This window comes from Sphingobacterium wenxiniae (assembly GCF_900116225.1).
Taxonomy (GTDB): Bacteria; Bacteroidota; Bacteroidia; order Sphingobacteriales; family Sphingobacteriaceae; genus Sphingobacterium; species Sphingobacterium wenxiniae.
The window spans coordinates 12,452-32,412 of record NZ_FOZZ01000016.1; the positions used below are offsets into that span (position 1 = coordinate 12,452).

The 19,961-nt window shown below is 38.1% G+C and carries 17 protein-coding genes; 9 read left to right on the forward strand and 8 right to left on the reverse strand.

Annotated elements, in window-relative coordinates; genetic code table 11:
- Positions 1-59: 59 nt before the first annotated feature.
- A complete protein-coding gene (locus tag BM375_RS15790; protein WP_093367476.1) occupies positions 60-1,091 on the reverse strand; it encodes a PDDEXK nuclease domain-containing protein in 1,032 nt (343 codons plus the stop codon).
- Positions 1,092-1,404: 313 nt separating this feature from the next.
- Between BM375_RS15790 and BM375_RS15800 the strand changes: the two genes are divergently transcribed.
- The 5 genes from BM375_RS15800 (at position 1,405) to BM375_RS15820 (ending at position 5,959) form a co-directional block, all read left to right on the forward strand.
- Entirely contained in the window at positions 1,405-1,707 is a 303-nt protein-coding gene (locus tag BM375_RS15800; RefSeq protein ID WP_093367479.1) for a hypothetical protein, read from the forward strand.
- A gap of 767 nt (positions 1,708-2,474) precedes the next feature.
- On the forward strand, positions 2,475-3,314 hold the full coding sequence (gene tcmP / locus BM375_RS15805; protein WP_093367481.1) for a three-Cys-motif partner protein TcmP: 840 nt from the start codon (positions 2,475-2,477) through the stop codon (positions 3,312-3,314).
- Between the two features lie 116 nt (positions 3,315-3,430).
- Entirely contained in the window at positions 3,431-4,588 is a 1,158-nt protein-coding gene (gene tcmP, locus BM375_RS15810) for a three-Cys-motif partner protein TcmP (protein WP_170852693.1), read from the forward strand.
- Positions 4,585-5,322, forward strand: a complete 738-nt coding sequence (locus BM375_RS15815; protein ID WP_093367484.1) for a DUF5131 family protein — start codon at positions 4,585-4,587, stop codon at positions 5,320-5,322. Before tcmP (BM375_RS15810) ends, BM375_RS15815 begins: the two co-directional genes overlap by 4 nt.
- A gap of 28 nt (positions 5,323-5,350) precedes the next feature.
- A complete protein-coding gene (locus BM375_RS15820; protein ID WP_093367485.1) occupies positions 5,351-5,959 on the forward strand; it encodes an SLATT domain-containing protein in 609 nt (202 codons plus the stop codon).
- A gap of 291 nt (positions 5,960-6,250) precedes the next feature.
- Here BM375_RS15820 and BM375_RS15825 read toward each other — a convergent pair whose 3' ends face one another.
- From BM375_RS15825 to BM375_RS15840, 4 genes are all read right to left on the reverse strand, one after another.
- Positions 6,251-7,642 carry a reverse transcriptase/maturase family protein gene (locus BM375_RS15825; protein WP_093367487.1) on the reverse strand — a complete coding sequence of 464 codons (1,392 nt, stop codon included), beginning with the start codon at positions 7,640-7,642 and terminating at the stop codon, positions 6,251-6,253.
- 24 nt (positions 7,643-7,666) lie between these two features.
- Complete coding sequence (locus tag BM375_RS15830) at positions 7,667-8,110, reverse strand: hypothetical protein (protein WP_093367488.1); 444 nt, start codon at positions 8,108-8,110, stop codon at positions 7,667-7,669.
- A gap of 4 nt (positions 8,111-8,114) precedes the next feature.
- Entirely contained in the window at positions 8,115-8,906 is a 792-nt protein-coding gene (locus BM375_RS15835) for an endonuclease/exonuclease/phosphatase family protein (protein ID WP_093367490.1), read from the reverse strand.
- Between the two features lie 211 nt (positions 8,907-9,117).
- The gene (locus tag BM375_RS15840; protein WP_093367491.1) at positions 9,118-9,579 is read right to left on the reverse strand and encodes a helix-turn-helix domain-containing protein; all 462 of its coding nucleotides are present in this window, start codon (positions 9,577-9,579) and stop codon (positions 9,118-9,120) included.
- 809 nt (positions 9,580-10,388) lie between these two features.
- On the opposite strand from BM375_RS15840, the gene BM375_RS15845 reads away from it, so the two are divergent.
- The 3 genes from BM375_RS15845 to BM375_RS15855 are packed head-to-tail and all read left to right on the forward strand — an operon-like array spanning position 10,389 to position 17,256.
- On the forward strand, positions 10,389-12,719 hold the full coding sequence (locus BM375_RS15845; protein WP_093367493.1) for a redoxin family protein: 2,331 nt from the start codon (positions 10,389-10,391) through the stop codon (positions 12,717-12,719).
- 3 nt (positions 12,720-12,722) lie between these two features.
- Positions 12,723-15,899, forward strand: coding sequence for a SusC/RagA family TonB-linked outer membrane protein (locus BM375_RS15850; RefSeq protein ID WP_093367494.1), 3,177 nt, complete (start codon positions 12,723-12,725; stop codon positions 15,897-15,899).
- A 1-nt stretch (position 15,900) separates the two neighbouring features.
- Entirely contained in the window at positions 15,901-17,256 is a 1,356-nt protein-coding gene (locus BM375_RS15855) for a RagB/SusD family nutrient uptake outer membrane protein (RefSeq protein ID WP_093367496.1), read from the forward strand.
- A 61-nt stretch (positions 17,257-17,317) separates the two neighbouring features.
- Here BM375_RS15855 and BM375_RS15860 read toward each other — a convergent pair whose 3' ends face one another.
- The 3 genes from BM375_RS15860 to BM375_RS15870 are packed head-to-tail and all read right to left on the reverse strand — an operon-like array spanning position 17,318 to position 18,624.
- A complete protein-coding gene (locus BM375_RS15860; RefSeq protein WP_093367497.1) occupies positions 17,318-17,659 on the reverse strand; it encodes a hypothetical protein in 342 nt (113 codons plus the stop codon).
- On the reverse strand, positions 17,656-18,165 hold the full coding sequence (locus tag BM375_RS15865) for a MauE/DoxX family redox-associated membrane protein (RefSeq protein ID WP_093367499.1): 510 nt from the start codon (positions 18,163-18,165) through the stop codon (positions 17,656-17,658). The genes BM375_RS15860 and BM375_RS15865 overlap by 4 nt, the downstream gene beginning before the upstream one ends.
- 57 nt (positions 18,166-18,222) lie before the next feature.
- Positions 18,223-18,624, reverse strand: coding sequence for a hypothetical protein (locus tag BM375_RS15870; protein WP_093367500.1), 402 nt, complete (start codon positions 18,622-18,624; stop codon positions 18,223-18,225).
- 435 nt (positions 18,625-19,059) lie between these two features.
- Here BM375_RS15870 and BM375_RS15875 point away from each other — a divergent pair, with 435 nt between their 5' ends.
- Positions 19,060-19,890 (forward strand): hypothetical protein, encoded by an 831-nt coding sequence (locus BM375_RS15875; protein ID WP_093367502.1) that lies wholly within the window; start codon positions 19,060-19,062, stop codon positions 19,888-19,890.
- Positions 19,891-19,961 lie beyond the last annotated feature (71 nt).

Below are 19,961 nucleotides of genomic sequence, written 5' to 3' on the forward strand. Positions count from 1 at the left end.
TAAGACGCCATGTCTTAAGGTGCCGAATTGGCTTCTTATGATTTCTAACTCTTCTTTTTTCACTCCTCCTCTCCATAAATAATACCCTGTTCTCTTAATACATTTTTCTCCCGTTCTATTTCTGCAGCAAGTTCTTCTTCGGTCGGAAGATAGGGAAGGTATTTGCTGGCAAAGAGCTGTTTGCTTTCGTTTAGTACGGAGTACTTTGCTATTGTGCGATCTGTTTCTGTGCAGAGCAATATGCCAATGGTTGGGTTATCTCCCTCTTTACGTTCCAAATCGTCAAACATGCGTACATACATGTCCAATTGACCGATATCTTGGTGTGTGATTTTATCCGTTTTCAGTTCAATGATGACGAAGCATTTTAAGATATAATTGTAAAATACCAAATCAATAAAGAAATCCGAAGTTTCTGTACAGATGTATTTTTGCCGCGCGACAAAAGCAAAGCCTTTACCTAACTCTAAAAGGAACTGCTGCAGATTATCGATCAGCGATTGTTCCAGTTGCTGTTCAGTATATGCATAGTTTGTTGGTATGTTCAGAAATTCCAATACGGTTGGGTTACGGATGAAGTCCCGGTTATCCAATTGTAGTTCCTTCGTTTTTTTTAACATTTCATCTTCTACTGGCTGTGAGTTTTGGGACGAAATTAAACGTTGGTAATACAGCGTATTGATATTACGTTCCAACTGCCTCACACCCCAATTTTGTTCTGAAGCTTCTCTAAGATAATATAATCGAGCATTTTCGTCTAATACCCTCATGATAGCTCTGTTGTGGCTCCAACTCAATTTTCCGCACAGTGTGCGGAAAATGTTTTCGTCAGGAAAAGTCGTATAGAATTTTTTGAAATCATATATGTTGGTAGTTGAATATCCCTTTCCGAATTTGACGGTCAATGCGTTTGATAACTTTTTCAATGCAGATTTTCCGTATTCAGCACGCTTGTCGCCCTCCAACTCATCTTCAACAATCCGTTTTCCTGCTAGCCAATAAGCCTCTACCATAGACGTATTGATCGCCTGATATGCTTTTCGGCGGGCTTCTTCTATAATATGGATTACGTCGGTGATTACTGATTCCATTGGTGGTTTTAGATTCTTGGTCTATAATCTCTCTTGAAGTCGCATTTTGCGACTTCAAATTAAATATTTATTATATTTACGCGGTGCTTATGCCATAACCTAAGTCCGTTTTGTTCAATACATTTGTTAGCTTGTATAAAATTAGCAAACGATTGCGTGAAAACAAAACCTGCGATTATTTTATAAGCATACGTTGTAAGATTCTTTGGAAAGAGATTGTTGATAAACTCATTGTGCAAATGATACATATTATTTATTAATGTCAAGTTTTTGGTTCTAAAAACTTGACAAATTAACGGATTTATAAGTAACCGTGGAGGGTGTGTGGGGCAATGGATTAAAGCTGATAGCAGATGAGTTGAAAGCTTATCCCGAAATTGAATTTAAGTGGTTTGAACGTGGTGGACTCCAGTTTCAAGTGCAGTTTATCAGTAAGGAGTATATAGCACAGCAGGAGTTGCAGCAAGAGTCGACAGGTCCAACTTTATACAGCAAAGTTTTGAATATAATTGCTGACACAAGCCTTTCCAGAAAAGAGCTTTCTATTGCTCTAAAGCAGCGTAGCATTTCCGGACAACTGAATATTACATCAATGCTCTATGACAAGATCGGTTAATAGAATGGACTATACCGGAGGTGCCACAGAGTTCCAAACAGCAGTTTAGGATAACAAAAAGAGGAATAGCTTTTCTTCATTTATTGGAATAACTCGTCTTGTTATCTCTATATTCGATAATGAAGCCGTTTTCAGAAATATTGAAAGACCTTTCTTCATATCGATTTCATAATTAACGAAACTTGCTAAACCAGTGAAAAGCTTCTAGCGAGAATAAGTAATGTCAAATAACTACACATAACCAACCTAAAAATCCTGCTCATACTGGGTGCTAAGTTTATCTGAAAATATGAAATAGAATTAAATTTAGATAAACATTTGAAGTTTATTTATCGTTAACTTGTTGTTATTTAGGATTTTAAGTTTATATAAAAATGTGAAAGAAAAATAAATTTAGATAAACTTTAGGCATTTTTTTCGATGAGGCTTCGTTAGTGACAGTACAAATGCAGTCTTTGGTGAGCCAAATAATCTCTATCTCGCTATTGGTTAAAATACTTGCCGCGTAACCAAACGCGGCAAGATATAAAAGTCATAAATCTATTTGTGTTGATGGGGGAGCAGATCATATGCATTTGATTATATAAAATATCTAGAGATAAATAATAGTAGCGTGTGCCTTAATCTTACGGTTTCCCGTAACTTTATTAATGCAGCTTGCGCTAACTTTAAGCCCAAGGCATAGAGAAAAAATGAGTATAAATTGTTTCTTTAGAGGTTAAATTATTTGTATCTTGGAAAATAATAACTAACTACTATCCAATTAGATGAACAAATTCGGAGGGAATTGGACATATCAGAAAATCAAAATAATCGAAGATTATGCAAAGGCATATCTAGAAATCATGAAGAATAGACCCTACTGGAAGTTGTTGTATTTTGACGGCTTTGCGGGATCGGGAGAAATAAGAATTGATGGCCCGCTTGATTCCAAAGTGATTGAAGGTGCAGCAAAGAAGATTGTAGCCATTAAAGAACCCAAGATGTTTGATCTATGTTATTTTGTTGAATTTGACAAACAAAAAGCACGAAATCTTCAAGCAAGTCTCCATCAAATAAGAAAAGCTGGCGTTGTTGTAGTGGAAGACGATTGCAATAGGAAGTTGCAGGATATGGCTGCGTTTCTAAAATCTAAGAAAGGGAAAAATCATAAAGTATTAGCTTTTATCGATCCATGCGGTATGGAAGTAGATTGGGAATCTATTGCTTGCCTTGAAGGTTTACCTATTGATATGTGGCTGTTAGTACCGACAGGCATCGGCGTAAATCGACTATTGAAAAAAGATCATCAGATTTCAGAAGCTTGGTGGGCTAAGTTGGAAGCTTTTTATGGTTTGTCGAGACAGATGCTTGATCATGATTTTTACGACCATACACGTGTTCAGACTTTGTTTGGAGAAGAAGTAGTAGTACAAAAACGAAGTAAGGCTATCTTGACCATTGAGTCAACCTATATGAAAAGATTAAATCAAGTATTCAAGTATGTGTCCAAGCCTTACGTATTGAGAAACAAAAATAAATCAATTATGTTCCATTTTGTTTTAGCCTCCAATAATCAGGTTGCCGTAAGCATCGCGAATGATATCATAAGTAAAATAAATACTTGATAATACTAAAAATATTAGTATATTTGAGCAATGATTAGTGAGACCCTCATTTTGGAGGATCAAAGTGAGCATCACTGGAGTAGATGAAGCCAAGTGTAAACCAAAAAAATAGGGATATGAAGAAGAAGAAAAAGTCACAACATAATCTTTTTGAGCATTCCGAAGTCAAGGTCAAATTGTTGGGGACATATTTGCAGAAATATTTTAATATTATGAGCAATACTCCATTCGTAAATACAGTTCACTATTATGATATGTTCAGTGGCCCTGGTATCTATGAAGATGGAGGACATGGCAGTCCAATGATTATTTTGCGGGAACTGAAGCAAGCGCATTTTCGCTCTAAGGCTCGGACCGTCGATTTAAGTAGCCAGTACAAGTGTATATTCAATGATAAAGATACTGAAATCATAGAGGCGTTAGAAAAGAATATAAAAGAGGCTAAAATCCATTATCCAGAGATAGGCACACTAGAATATAGCAATAAGGACTATAAGGAGATTTGTCCCGATGTAGTGAAAAAGCTGAAAACACTTCTCAATAGCGAGAAGGCATTTATTTTCATTGACCCTTACGGATACAAAGATGTTCGGTTCAGTGAAATCAGGGACTTATTGAGTAACAAGAAGTCTGAGGTGTTATTATTCTTGCCGACTCATTTTATGTTTCGTTTCAGTGAGAATGGTACTCCTGAGAGTTTGTACGATTTTATCAATGATATTGTACCGAGAGACCAATGGCCCAAGAGCGTTACTGGATTAGATTTTGTCGAGAATTTAAAGCATGCTTTCCAACAGAATCTTGGAAAAGACTTTTTTGTAGATTCTTTTATCATTAGCAGAGATAAGAATCAGTTTTTTTGTCTGTTCTTTTTTACGAGCCATATTTATGGATTTGACAGGATGTTGGATACAAAATGGGAGATAGATACAGAAGATGGGCGAGGATGGAAATTTAATGCAGCTTCTTCTGATTTGTTCTCACAGGTCGTCAACAGTCCGAATATTTCTAAGTTTGAAAAAATCTTAGAAGAATATCTCGAGCAAAAGCGATCCAACAAAGAAATCTATGTTTTTACATTACGTAAAGGACATCTGCCAGCCCATACAACACAGATTTTAAAAAAATGGCAGGATGATGGAATTTTAGTTGCAACTTTACCTAATGGTAAGCCGGCCAGAAAATCGGCTTTCTATATTTCGTGGAGTTCATATAAAAACAATCAAGAAGCAAAAATATACCTTAGTGTAAAGCAAAAGAGGGGAAAGCTATGAAAACATCAAAAATAGAATGGACAGAAGCAACGTGGAATCCTTCTACGGGCTGTAACAAGGTTACGGCAGGATGTAAGCATTGCTATGCAGAGACGATGGCGAGACGTCTGCAAGCGATGGGTGCACCGGGCTATGAAAATGGCTTTGAGTTTACCCTGATGCCGGAGCGATTGGATATGCCCATGCGGATCAAGAAGCCGACTAAGTTTTTTGTCAACTCCATGAGTGATCTGTTCCACGAAGAAATGCCTTTTGAGTATCTCGACAGGGTATTTGATGTGATCCGTGCCACTCCACGGCACACCTATCAGATATTGACCAAGCGTGAGAAAATCTTGGAGGAATATTGCAAGACCCGCGAGATTCCGGACAACGTATGGCTCGGTGTCACGGTCGAGTTCCAAAAAGCCAAGCATCGTATCGATATCCTTCGAAACATAGAAGCTCGTATTCGTTTCTTATCTGTAGAGCCTTTATTAGAAGATCTTGGCGAGTTGGATTTGACAAATATTCATTGGGTCATCGTAGGCGGAGAGAGTGGGCCTAAGGCTCGGCCTATGAAACCCGAATGGGCTTTGAGGGTCAAGCAACAATGTCAGGCTCAGGATGTGGCTTTCTTCTTCAAGCAATGGGGCACATGGGGCGGTGATGGTGTCCGTCGTAGTAAGAAAGCTAATGGTCGAATCCTTGCTGGTCAAGAATGGAACGAGGAGCCGGAATATGAGATGGCTTGATCAAATTAGCTTAATTTAGTAATCAATTATGGAACAAAAATCCTATCTAAAAAAACTTGATGATGACCTTTGGATCACAAAGGGGGCTCGATTTGCAGCGCATTCTCGATTAATGATGAAAGCCAGAATCTCAAATATAACGGTTGGGATATTGACCTGTTATTTGATCGCTCTTGGCTTACTTTCTGTGTACAATATATTAGAACCACATAAAGTTGATGCAAATTTTTTAGCCTTTGGATCCACGGCAATATCCATTCTCGTACTTCTTTTTAGTCAGATTGAGGTAGCGAATGATTATAAAGTTCGCGCCATTCAACATCATACCTGTGCGCTTAAAATAGCTGAATTACACAGAAAAGTCAAAACTTTTGGTATGTCAGGCTTTCCTTTGGAAATAAGTGAGTATGATTATGTTGAAAAGATAACCAAAGAATACGGTGAGTTGTTAGCGAATTTTGATAACCACAAAACATCAGACTACAATAAATTTTGCTCTTTGCATTCAAAATATTTTGGATTAAATTATTGGCAGACTACGAGGTTTCGTAGCGTTTATTATATTGATATTTATTGGTTTTATTCTGTACTTATTATTGCGCCATTAATTGGTTTTTGTTGGTTGCTAATTCCTTAGACGGAAAAAGGGGCTACTTAATATAAATGATGATTCTGTCTACCTAAATAGACCTATAACTGTAAAAGATTATTTTAAATATACTTTACCATGGGTAAAGTCCTAAATGATTAGAAGTAGCCCCAATGTCTTTCCTTGTTAATGTCAAAGTTAAAAACAGAAAAAGAGCTACTTTTGATAAATACGAATAATTTCTCTGTAAGAGATTCTAGGCTTTTATAAAAAAGTTTATCTTAAATATACTCAAAAATATATTAAGTCCCATTTCTGGAAGTAGCTCTTTTCCCAAAACTACGAAATATATTGGTAACCCAAATCTTTCTCGAGGTTTTTTAATTTCTTGTTTTTGAACCTTTCAAATAAATAATTGATTTCAACATCAGACTTGTTTGAATCTGGATCAATTGCCCCTCTATATATTAGATATTTCCTCTTCTTTCTGACGGTGTTATAGTCGTCATAGTTATTAATATAGTTTTGATTCGTTCCGTACTTGACTGAATAGTATGTTCTCACAAGTTTTTTTAATTGCATAGGAGGCTTGTTTCCAAATGAATCTAAGGCCTGAAAAAATGTATCTATGATTTTGTCAATTCTAAAAAGAAGTGATAAGTCTGTCATCTCCGAAAAATAGAATAGCCATCCATAGTTTTTACTCCCAGATCTACTACCGGTTATTATCTCATTTAGATCCTCTAAGAAAACTTCTTTGAAGCGTCTATCATCCTGTAACCAATCCTCTCTTCTGCTCGAATTCTTTTCACCATTTTTATACCAAGTGAATTTTCCAGCAATTTTTCTTAAATGACTTTGTATGTTCTTTTCAGATATACTAATCGTTGAATGGTTGATATAGTATGATAAAAATGTAACGCCATCTGATAGCTTCCCGCTTGAAGTCTTTTCTTCATTTAGAGAGAGTTTAAGCTTTGTAAGGGATTTTTTGATATTATCCTTTCTAAAACTGCTTATCGCTCCTTGATTTAATATTAATATATCATCTACATATCGGAGGTAAAGAAATTGTCTTTTTGAAATTTCTTGATCTAGTGTAGACAGGTATATTTGAGCTAAAATATTAGATATCGGTAAGCCTTGTGGAATGCCGATGTTCTTTATAAAATGTGCTCGATCTTTCTTTTTTGTATTAGGAGGGAGAGTGGGGTTTTCTACTGCCTTTTTGATAAGGTTCATGAATATTGCATTCAACCCTCTATCTTCCAAAATGGAATACAGAATATCCCTGTCTATGGTGTCGTAAAATCTCTCAATATCAACTTTTATAAAATGGACATCTATTTCACTTTCCTTAACAAATTTTTTGATTTCGTGAATATATCTATTAGGTCGTTTTTTATTTACACTTTCTGGAAATTTCGCTGTTAAGACTTCCTTTAAAACATATAATACAAGTCTATCTCGAACAGATGCTATAGAAATAGTCCGGGGAGGGGTCTTAGCATTTTTGACCTTTAATAATTCTAAGTATGGAGTATATTCAAAAGTGCCGTTTAGACATTTCTCAATAACTTTTTCATATTGCGATACCTTTATAGTTTCAAAATGGCGAGCACTCATTTTGTCTAAGCCTTTCGATCTTGAATTCAAAATCTTGCTTGAAAATATCTTCTCAAAAAACTTTTTATTGAAAAATAGTCTTGGGTATATTCGTTTTAAAACCATATCATACTGAAGATACTATTTCAATTAAAACGTTAATCTGTTCTTGTTTGCGATCTTCATAATTCCAGTTACTGTATTCTCGAATGTTTTCGTGCAGAAAATGCTTTCTATTATCGTTTTGAATGATTCTTCGTTGTTATATTTATGGTCCTGCTCATTTACTACATCTTGTTCTTCCAGTTCTGTAAAGATATCAACGTTCATTCTAACTGTTACCGGATATATCCCTATGTCATATCCAAAAATGAATAGCCTGTAGGCAAAGTTATCAAGAAAATCACTGACCAAAAATACGTTAAACTGAAAACGATTGGTCAATATCTTGTTCTTTAGTTTGTCATTGGAGTCAAGTTTCTTTATGTTGAGTTGCACTAATCCGTCAGTTGCTTCAGAAAAACCCTTTGCGAAGGTTTCTAGGATATCATCGGGTAATTCTTGCGAGGTTTCGTTAAATTTTTTCCATTCCATATTTTTATGTTTTAAATTCGTAAATAAGGGGTAAGTGGTCTGATTCGAGAATAGAAGAAGTCATTTTGTCAAAAAAAACTTTCGTTGTTGTTTCTTCTAAAACTTTTATCTTTTCCTCTATAATTTTCTGACTTAATGAGTAGCTTACAACTACTTGATCTAAAAAGTGATGCTCAAGTACGTCGTAAGCCGAAGCCGATGGTCGCCTGAAATATTTTGTTCCAGGGAAGCTATTTTCCCGATACAGTTTCCATGTAGGATTATAATATAGCTCCTTTGTATTTTGAAGATGGGTTATCTTTTTTCTCAAGTTTACACTATTAGACGCTGCAAATCCATCGAAATCAATCATTGGTTTTTCGAAAGGATTCACATTAAAGTCTCCAATAACAATAATATCAACTTTAGAGGAGTCTCCAATTAAGCTGTCGATATCTTGCCTAAATAAACGAATATGGCTTTTGAGACCATCCATATGTTGAAACATCTGAGAAGGTAAATGTACAGAAATAATAAATATATTATTGTCTAGACATTTAACCGATGTGTAAAAAGGCGATTGAATCGCTAGTGATAGTTTTAAATTCTTTTTTTTTAAAATAATCACCCTTTGACACCCTGGGTTTTCAAAGTGTTCATAATCGATTAGTTCTAAGTAAAACTTATTGTCTTCAAAGAGGTTTTTATTAGATTCGGACAAAAAAAGAATGTCTGGGTTTTCCTCTCCCAAAATGCATTCAATTGTTTTAAAATCTGATTGTTTTTTTGAATTCCAATAAATTAATTTCATTGCCATTATACTTTACATCAGATGTTAATGTTTATGTCTTTAAGGTGTAATCATACTCTCAAAGACATAAAATCTTGTAACATGTGTAAACTTTTTGTTAGTTATATTCTTATTTCGTCCATTTGTAATGTTATGCTTGGTCAGGCCTCCTTCTTCAGGGAAACGTAAACAAGTCAAAGTTCAAGCCTCGGTCGTATCCAGGGCTTTTTTATTGTTCTTATACCCCAGCAATAGGTTTATCTCCATCCCCATAGAAATATTTAAACAGGTCGCTCGGTTTTATCTTCAATACCTTTGCGATAAGGTATAATTCTACTGCGTAGGGTCTTTTATTTGTCTCTTTTAGCAATTTGTTTAGCCGAACACTATCGATACCAGTAGTTTCAGACAGATAGTTCTGCGGTCTAATGTATTCAAACAAGAACGTTCCTAATTTTGATCTCCATTTATTTTCAAAAGTAGTAATGACATCTCCCTTAAAAATCTCCTCACAAGATTTATCGAAATCAAGCGGAGTACATTTTATTATCCTGTAAAATTCGTCTGCATAGACTAATGTACTTTCTTCAGTGTAATAATTACTAACCTTTTCGGCAGAAAATCCAGTATTATCTACGATAAATTTTTGATTTATTTTGTTTCTTACTAAATATCTTCCTAATGCTGTATAATGACTCATTTAGATTTTGTTTTCAATTTTTTGGTAAAATATTTTCAAATCATTGATTTTATATGTATATTTGTCTCATGGCCATTAAAATGGCTTGAGTCTCGTCAACGAAAACGACCAAAATTCAATGAACACGAGACGTAGGGTTTGCCATGCCCCATACTTTTTGTATTTTCGCAAAAGGAAGGGGAAGGCCTCCCTATCGGAAACTGTGTTCAGGGTGCTTGGTCGTACCTCGTTGGCAGTGGAAAATAGTGAGGTCTTCCTCTTTTGAGAGATATACCCTTATTTTTCTCAGACTCGTTTTGACATAACCATTAAAGCGATTATGAGAACGAAAAAATTAACCAACAGCACAATTACTCAAAGCCACCTCAATAAGGTGCCGCTTCCGTATTCCCGCAAACAATCCTTAAAGAACGTCTTTAAATCACCCGAATAAAATATGCCAGATCTAAAGACAGGTAAGCGGTGCGGTCAAAGGTATTGTGATATCAAAAACGGACACACAAACCGAGGCGTGAACGTACGTCTCCACAATGCGCCACGACAAAAAAAGCACCTTTTACCTTGTCTGTTACCGACCTCCAAAACAAAATATGCACAATCGATTGCATAGGGTTTCTTTGGTCAGTAAAGGCATTTTTATCTTAGCACCTTAAAATTAGTCTTTCCTTTCCATTCCTGCAAATTGATTTTCGTCATATTTTCCTTTTTTCAACAAAAAGGGGAGGTCGGTCTTTTCGATTTTTAATGTAATGGGATATCGCAATAGGCATATTGCATTACGCAATACTAATCATTAAACCGATTAAAACATGATGCAATTTTATGCTAATGGGGAGCCTATGGCCTTTTGGAAAGGGCTTTCCAAAGTGAGATATAATAACAGTTTCTTTGCGCCTCTATCGCCGGCGCAAGGCGAAATTTCTAATTTTCCTTTCTCCCTCAAGCCGGGAGGGGATTATACTTTTTCCTTGATGAAAAAGTATGCAAAAACCGACCGAAGGGAGCTCATGGACACCAAAAATAAACACGTGTCCATAACTAAAGGCGTTGAATGCTCGCCTAGATTCGGAACGATTCTCCTAGAATCTAAAAACTCTCCGCCAACTGGCGGATCAAACAGTTTAGATTCTTTAACGTCGACTCGCCCCGAATCTTTAACGGCTACGCATCCAAAGGCCGATGGAAGAGCCTGTGCTAATAAGGATAGTTTATGCAATGGGGCATTGTCCGTCCATCAGTGGAATGCAAGGTCGAAGGGGCAAGTCCTGTTCGGCTTGTCTTCGACAGATGGTCGGCTGTTCTTCGGCCATGCGTTGGGATTCCTTCGGGACATGTTCGACAAGTGTTCGACCGCTGTTCGACAATCCTTCGACTGGGCTTCGACTCGTAGTCGAAGAACAGTCGAAGCGCACCCGAAGAAGACCCGAAGCTGTCCCGAAGCAGTCTCGAACGAGAGTCGAAGCGGAGTCGAACAGTTCCCGAAGCGCAGTCGAAGAAAGAACCTAGTTTTTATCCCATTCTTTAATAGGGCTTCGAAGGTTAAGGATAGCTATGAAATAGACACAGTTCATGCGCCATTAGTGTACGGGGAGTGTACTAAGAGTGTACTGTTAGTGTACCGAAAAGGTACTAAAGAGGTACTACAGAGGTACTGGAGAAGTACTAAAGAGCTACTAAACGTTTGTACCTTTCCAGTACATCAAAAGTATGTTAAGAGTAGGGGAGCAGTACAACCAACGAGAGGCTATACCGAATCTACAGTAAGAAGCTTAAGGCTTATTGCCTATCGCCTAATGCTTAAAATAAAAAGCCTACAGCCTATCGCTTACGGCCTATTGCTGATATTTGTTTCAATGTTTAGTTTATCTGACGCCTGGGCGCAGTCCGCGGAATCGCGGGCTGCCGAAGGGCAAACGGATATTAAGCCGTTGCAGATAGGGGACACGATACCGGAAGAATTGTGGCATATGCCGATGCAAGTGGTGAATCACCCTGAAGGTAAGGATACCATAACGCTGAACGATTACCGAGATAAAAAGCTGATTATACTGGATTTTTGGGCGACTTGGTGTGGAAGCTGCCTAGCGTCCCTCAATAAGCTGCCAAATATGCAAGAGAAATTTAAATCCGATGTGCAGATAACGCCTGTTACATACGAGGGAAGGGCTTTGGTAAAGAATGCATTAAAGAAGCAAAATTTTCCAAACTATTCAGTGATAGAAAATTCCATCTTATCGAAATATATACCGCATCATATATTGCCTTATCATGTGTACATTCTTGACAATAAAATTTATGCGACAACAAGTATTGCGAGCTACTTAAATGCTGAGAATTTGAAAAACTTCGTTCTTGGAAAGCCTGTGAAGATATTCTCTGCAATGGATAGAAACCAAGGAGCTGTGGCGTCAAAGAATTTACCTAATAATTCGTCACACGACAGCCAGGCATTGTATAAATCTGAGTTCACTAGGAGGTCTGCAAATGTAAGTCGGAATGTAAGCAAAAGTAAAACAGACTTTCGGATATACAATATGCCCATCAATGATATGATTAAGGTTGTCTTTGAAAGTAAATATGATTGGATCACTGATGATAAGCGATGGGTTATAGAGTTGGGACCGCAAAGTAAAGATAAGATTGTGGGCTTATCTCGGTCTAGTTTTGAAGGCAATTATCAAACAGACTCAATATTTCAGGCCTGGCTTGATAACAATACTTATTGCTATACTCTTTCTATAGGGAAAGAGACGCCGGAACAGATGGTGGAAAGTTTGGCCCGCAAGAATTTGAAAGCTGTTCTGTTGACTATCCATGGACTCTCCTTAGATATAGTAACGCAACCTGTCGCTTGTTATGTTTTAAGAAAAACAGATCATTTTAAACCGCAAACAAACGTAGACGCAGACAATCGTAATCTCCGATATGTCACGAATTTGATAAATCATCGAGCGAAGCTTGATAAAGTATTGACATTGGAAAGTAGTCTGTTGAATTATAGCATTCCAATTAATATGACAGAACTGATAGAAAATCCGGATGTGATACATGCACGATTCAATGAGCTAGGGCTTTATATTGAGGAAGAACTAAAGCCAATGGAATTATTAGTACTGCGTGAAGTAAACCAATTTGATTAAATTATGAAAAGCTACATATTATCGGCCATGTTTGCTATGGCGTTTTTAATCGGTGCTGCTCAGCATAGAATAGAAGGGACAGTCCGAGGACAAGATAGTCGTTCCGTAATAGCGGCAGCTGTTATTAATGGCCCTGATAATCGGGTGTTGTCAGTTTCTGGAACAGATGGGACATTCTCGTTTATTAGACCACAGGGAGTTGATTCCGTTTTAATATCCCATCTCGGGTATCAGGCTAAATGGTTCAACATTGCAGATGTTAATACTTTAGACGTATTTCTTAGTGTAAATAACAACGAGCTGGAGGAAATAGAGATTTCTACAGGGTATTTTACTGTTCCTAAGAATCGCTCAACGGGTTCATTTGAATCTGCAGATAACAGATTGCTCAATCAAGCTGTAAGCACGGATATACTCAGTCGGTTGGAAGGAGTGGTCGGCAGTTTAAATTTTGATCGGCGTACAGATGGACATTCTCACAGCCTGAAATTGCGATTGCGTGGCCTCAGCACGATCAATAGCGACGAAACGCCTTTAATTATTTTAGATAATTTCCCTTTTAATGGCAGTCTGGAAAGTATTAATCCAAACGATGTGGAAAATATCACAGTTCTTAAAGATGCTGCTGCGACCTCCATTTGGGGTGCCAGAGCGGGTAATGGCGTAATTGTGATAAATACGAAAAGAGCCAAAGCAAACGAGCCTACAAAGGTAATGGCGAATATTTCCTATCGAGTTGAAACCAAACCCGATCTAAATTATAATCCCTATTTCATACGTTCAAGTTCATTTATACCGATGGAAGAATCGTTGTTTGAAAGGGGATTCTATACGGCAAATGATCCCGGCCAGTCTCCTCAAACCCCAATAGTTGAAAGACTTTTCGACCTCAAAGAGAACCGGATATCATTTAGCGAATATGAAACGCTGAGAAATAAAATGGTAGGGTCCGATTACAGAAGAGATATAGAGCGCTATCTCCTAAGAACAGGGCTGAATAGCCAATATTTTGTGAGCCTGACTTCGGGAGGTGAGAAACTTTCGACAATGGTCTCTCTAGGTTTTGACAAGAACAAGGATAGTCAGATCGATAATGAATACCAGCGCGCTACCCTCTCTTTGAAAAACAGCTATAAATTAAATAGCATTATCGATTTTTCAACGAACGTAAATTATTTCCACTCAAGAAGATGGCAAGGAGCTTTGAATCCAAACGATTTAATACCTAGAGGCAAAATGGCGTTATATCCGTATGCATCATTGATGGAGGCAGGCTTTCCTGCTGCTATCCCAAAAAACCATCGGTTAGATTATGCGTATAACGCACAAAATATTGGACTCCTTGATTGGGAATATAAACCCTTAGCTGAAAAGGGAATGAACCGGACATTAGTAGAAATGCCCGAATATAGAGTGAGTACGGCGCTCAATATAAAACCGATACCTGCTTTCATACTAACGCTTATGTATGAAAAGCAAGCTGGTAAAAGCAACACAGAAACCCTGTATGATAAAAACTCGTATTATGTGCGGAACGAAATAAATAGATTTACACAGGTTGATGGTAGCCATATTTTTCCTCAAGGAGATATCTTAAGGAATTTGACAAGTAGCCGCAACAGTGACTTTTTTAGAATCAACGCATCATATGAACAGAATATACTCGATGATCATGAAATATCGTTGTTGGCAGGAACGGAGTGGAACAGACGTAACGAAAAAATAATACCCGGAACGGTGCTCTATGGTTTCGATAGAGATGTAGGTACAGGACAAACAATGTTTGATTACACAAAGCGGTATCCGACCTTGCCGAACGGGACCGCTAGAATAACGTCACCTCCATCTTATTACAATGAATTTGACGATAGATTTCTATCCTACTATTTTAATGGAGCATACCTTTTTCGTAAAAAGTATAATATAACGACTAGTGTCAGGAAGGATATGTCTAATCTGTTCGGTGTTCAACAGAATCAAAAAGGCGTGCCGCTATGGTCTGTTGGGGGGGCATGGGATATCGCTAAAGAAAATTTCTTTCCATGGAACTCGATAAATAGTGTGCGTCTTAGAGCTACCTATGGTAGCAGTGGCAATCTCGACAAAACGGTAACGGCTTTAACGACGATTTACTATTCGACGTCATCATTGACAGAAAATAGGTTCGCCCGGATAGAAACACCTCCCAATCCGAACTTAAGATGGGAACGAGTTAATACACTTAATCTGGGAACGGATCTTATATTACAAAATAACCGCATACGATTGACCGTGGAATGGTACAAAAAGAACGGTAAAGACTTAATGGGGCTACGAGAATTGGACCCAACAGGCGGATATTTGAACGCGTATCGTATAAATTATGCCGAGCTAAAAACCTATGGTGCAGATATTAGCCTTCATGCAAAAGTGGTTGATAAGAAGTTTAGTTGGGAAACGAGTCTTTTTGCTAGCTGGGTGAGAGACCGAATCTCTGAATATAGTGAAGAGCCAAGACCACAAACCATGGTTGGGGCAATTAGCCATCCGCTTATAAACAGACCCCGATATGCTATTTATAGCTATCCATGGCAGGGGTTGGATAACGCGGGAAATCCACTCGTTAAGGTTGGTGATGCAGTTTCGACAGATTATGTTGCGTTCAATTCTGACTTGCAGCTTGAGGACTTGATCTATCACGGGCCTGCATCGCCAACGTTTTTTGGTAATCTGAGAAATCGTTTTTCGTATGGCTCTTTTTCTCTGGCTGTTAATCTGCGATGGAAATCCGGATTTTACTACCGTTCGCCATCTATTTCATATGGCGACTTATTCAATTCATGGAAGGGGCACCGAGATTTTGATAATAGATGGCAAAAGCCAGGTGACGAGAAAAATACGGATATACCCTCCATGCCGGAAGGAAGCTTCTCTTACTTACGTGATGTGGTTTATCTGGCTTCAGAACATCATGTAAAAAGGGGCGATAATATCAGGATTCAAGATATGTTTTTTGAGTATAATTTTGCTCTCGGTAAGAGGGCGGGTAGAGCGAAGCTTGGTAACACTCGAATATTTGTCCACGCAACCAATATAGGTATAATCTGGAAAGCAAATAATGATGGACTCGATCCTGATATTCCATTTTCTCTGATTCCTGAGCAAAAAAATATTTCATTCGGACTTCAAACCACTTTTTAACATGAACAGATATCTTATTTTATTAAATATTTATGCCTGCTGCTTTATAGTAAGTTCCTGCAGCAGCGAATGGTTAGACAAGAAGCCTGACCAGAAAATCGCTATGATCACAAGTATTGATGATCTACAAGCGTTATTGGACAACCATGGCGTAATGAACAGTAATACACCTTATATGGGGGAGCTTTCTCTCCCGTATTACACTATAAAGGAGGGCGAGTTGGAGCAGCTATCAACACCTGATAGGAATACATACATGTGGAAAAATGATTTGTATGAAGGCTATGATCCGATTGTGGACTGGGATTGGAATTACCGTAAAATATTTTACGCGAATGTCGTTTTGCACGAATTAGACAGGTTTCCCGTGGATGATGTTTCAAAAAATACGAGGTCAGCTGCGCTTTTCTTCCGTGCATGGGCAAATTACCACCTCGTTCAGTTATTCTGTCAAGGCTTCGATAGAACCACAGCGCATTCTGTTTTGGGACTTCCTATTAAAACCACGGCAGACATACATGACATTCCTCAACGCTCATCCTTGCTGGAAACGTATCAGCATATTGTTGATGACTTGCAAGAGAGCCTTTACCACCACGTCGATATTCAAGGCTCGAATTTGATCCGACCAAACGCTTCCGCAATTCGAGCGCTGCTGTCAAAAGTTTTCTTGTTAATGGGTGATTATGAAAAGTCTCTCCATCAGGCGGAAGCGATAATTAAAAATACGAATGCTGCTTTGCTTGATTATAAGCAATTGGACGAAACGGCTAAATACCCATTTTCCCTCTTCAATAATGAGGTAATCTTTCATGCGTCTATTTTGCCGACCAATGCGATGACAGTTTCTAGGTTACTTATAAATCAGGAATTTTATGATTCATACGATGATTTCGATTTGAGAAAAAAACTGTTTTTCAGACACGAAGGTGATGGAACATTGCGTTTTAAAGGATCATACTGTGAGTCTGATGAATATTTTAGCGGCATAACGCTTGGTGAAATATACCTGATTGCGGCGGAATGTAATGTCCGTATAGGTAAAGGGGATAAAGGTGTAGAGTTTTTAATGGATTTCTTGCGAAAGAGATATGAACGTGTAGATCAGTTACAGCTCAGAACAGATAAGCTCGCTCTTCTAAAAGCCGTGATAGAAGAAAGAAAAAAGGAGCTCGTATTAAGAGGGTTGGGATGGGGTGATTTAAAACGGTACAACTTAGAAGAGGATTTAGCAATGCCTATCGTTAGATCGCTTTCTGGACAAATCATTGAAATGCCAGCAAATGATAACCGTTATACGATGCCTATACCAGAGAAAGTAGTTAAGCTTTCAGGGCTAGTTCAAAATATTAGATAAGATAAATCCGCCCTAAAGGAAGTTCCTTTGGAGCGGATTTTTTGTACTCCTGAATCAGAGGCTAATTAGACTTATGACGAGTCTCATTTGCGTGGGAGGACGGAGCTCCCTGTACCGCATCCTTTAGATCTGATGGGCTCGAAGGTGGAGTGCCTGGATTCTTTAAATCAGAATCGTCGAAACCCATCGCGCAAAAGTTGCTACCGTTTGGAGCGCAATCTAAAGGGTTTGCGTCGTTGGGGAGCTCGTCTATATAGCTCGTAATTGTTGAACCATCAGGTGAAACCGAAAACCAATACAACTCGGTTGCCGAATTCTGCGATAACCCAAACGACATTAATGTCGTACCTGCAATGGCTAAAGCCACTAAAGCCATTGCATTTTTGATGATGAATTTTTTCATCTTTTTAAATTTAAGATGTTAGTAAAAATGTTTTTATGCTGTCTTTTGGCCGACAAGCCCTCCGCAGCGATTGGCCCAGAACCGCTGTTTCGATGTAAACTCCGTTGTAAATAATAGCCAAGTACGCTAAGTGCGAGAAAAAACAAGTTGAACCAGAAATGCTGTGTCCAGCTCATCCCACTGATCACCGAACCACAGCCACAGGGCAGTTTCTCCCAAGCGCCGAGTAGGGCTACGCCTATATAGCCGGTAAAGGCTGCCATCAAAAGCGATGACAGCCCGAACCCAACCAATCGAAACCTACCAATTACGATGCATATAGCAGTGAGGATCTCTAAGGGCAATAAGGTATAAACCAATACCTGCCCCAAGCTATCCGAAAAAGGTTGCCGAAGGATGCCTGCTTTGAACACCTGAAAGTGTGCGAGCTTGTCGAGACTTACGGGTATCCAGAGCAACAGCAATATAATGCTGATCAGTGTGACGATATATGCTCTCGTTTTCATTGTTCAAATAGATCATGTTGTGTTAGATGCACGCTATAGAAAGCTTCCCTCCGTGCACTACAAATCTCGATAGCGAATCCAGATAGATACTGCTATTGTCGATAGCGGTTTATCATCAGGATGGTTCAGCAGAGCACTTTTACCACCTCGTTTTTCAAAAATGATTTCTTTCGCTCCGCGATCATCTTCATCCTCATCATCGCCTTCGTCTTTGTTGAAATTGACCAACACGCCTTCTTCCCAAGAATCTGCAATGCCCTCGGCGATTTCATTCCGAAGCGCCTCGGACATTTCGGAAAGTTGTCGTAATTGGTTTGCGTTTAAAGAGAATTTGGACAGCATCCACATGGTAAAATCTGTCCGAATTTTCTGAATCTCTGCTACACGTTCTTCCATAGGCAGTGAAAGAACTTGCCATTGTACATGTGCGACTCCTGCATTTTCAAATAATTGTTTCATAGTTTGTTTATTTTTGATTTCTACAAATAAAAATGTAAACAGATTAATTTTTAGGGGTTTAAAGGGCTAAAAAACCAAATTCTGCAGTTTTTGTAAATTTTGGACAACCTAATTTCCAAAATCTGCATCTTTTACAGATTTTGGATTGCTGTGTTTATGTACAAAAAGGAATGATTGTAGCTGTTTTTGGCTTTCATGACTGAAATACCTTTGTCTGGAAGTATAAAAGGGTCACAAGGTGGCGCTTGTGATTTGTATCCTTAGCGGGAAATTTGTAAATTGCTTTTATCCTATTATAAATAATATTGGTTAACAAACCTTTTATCTGTGAAGTGTATGTCTCAGAAAAAAAGAATAACCCTTTGGGTTAGCATCATATTTATTTTATTAATATGGTCCTACTTTGTAAATGCGACAAAGTATTTCTATCGTCCAATGGATTTATTCGGTCGGAGTAAATTTATTCTTGCGTTTATACTCACATTCTTTTTGCTGTCCTTGTACGTATATTTTATCCGTAAGATTTATTGTACAAATTGGATACAACACAACAAACAGAAGGGTGGGAAGAGATGGGATGTAGTAAAAACAGGACTTTTCTTGCTCATCACTCTTTTACAGGCGATCATCGTACAATTTATACTGCTGGTAGGCACAGACAAATGGATATGGGAAACAGCTTATTTTAAGTATGATTATCCTTTTTTAGCCATCCCCTTAGCATTATATATCGTCGGGTTAGAATGGATACCATTCGTAGGAAGACCAAAGGTACAGCGGCAAGAACAGAACAGATTGTCGGATATTTCGCTTGCGGATCAGGAGGACTTTCTGCACGTTGTTCCAGCGGGAGAATCTGAGGAGACCTCTTCTGCGGAAAAAGGGAGTCCAGATTCCAATATACGTTTACGGGATATAGTTGGTGGCGAATCGCATAATAAATATTGTATTCTTTATCTGACGAACGGTGAACGGTTTCCAATTCATTTATCGTTAAAAAAAATGATGAAAAAACGGCCGGGAAACTGGATTATCAAAACGAACGGCCGGTTTTTCGTCTTGGCATGGGCTGTAGATATACATAAAAGCACGTCCAAACGAATCGTGCTGAACCGGAAAATAGAAGAACAGCTAGAAACTAGCTTGGGAAAAGAAAATCTAGAAAATTTTTTATTTGTTAGCAGATATTACGGATATATATTAAGGGAATTTTTAAAATCGGAGGACAGCGCCAATAACGATAATTGGGATATACCGATAGGGTAGTGCAAAGGTATCTCCTCATCGATAAAGGATGGTTACGTAGACAGACATGTTTATATCGATATCTTAACAGC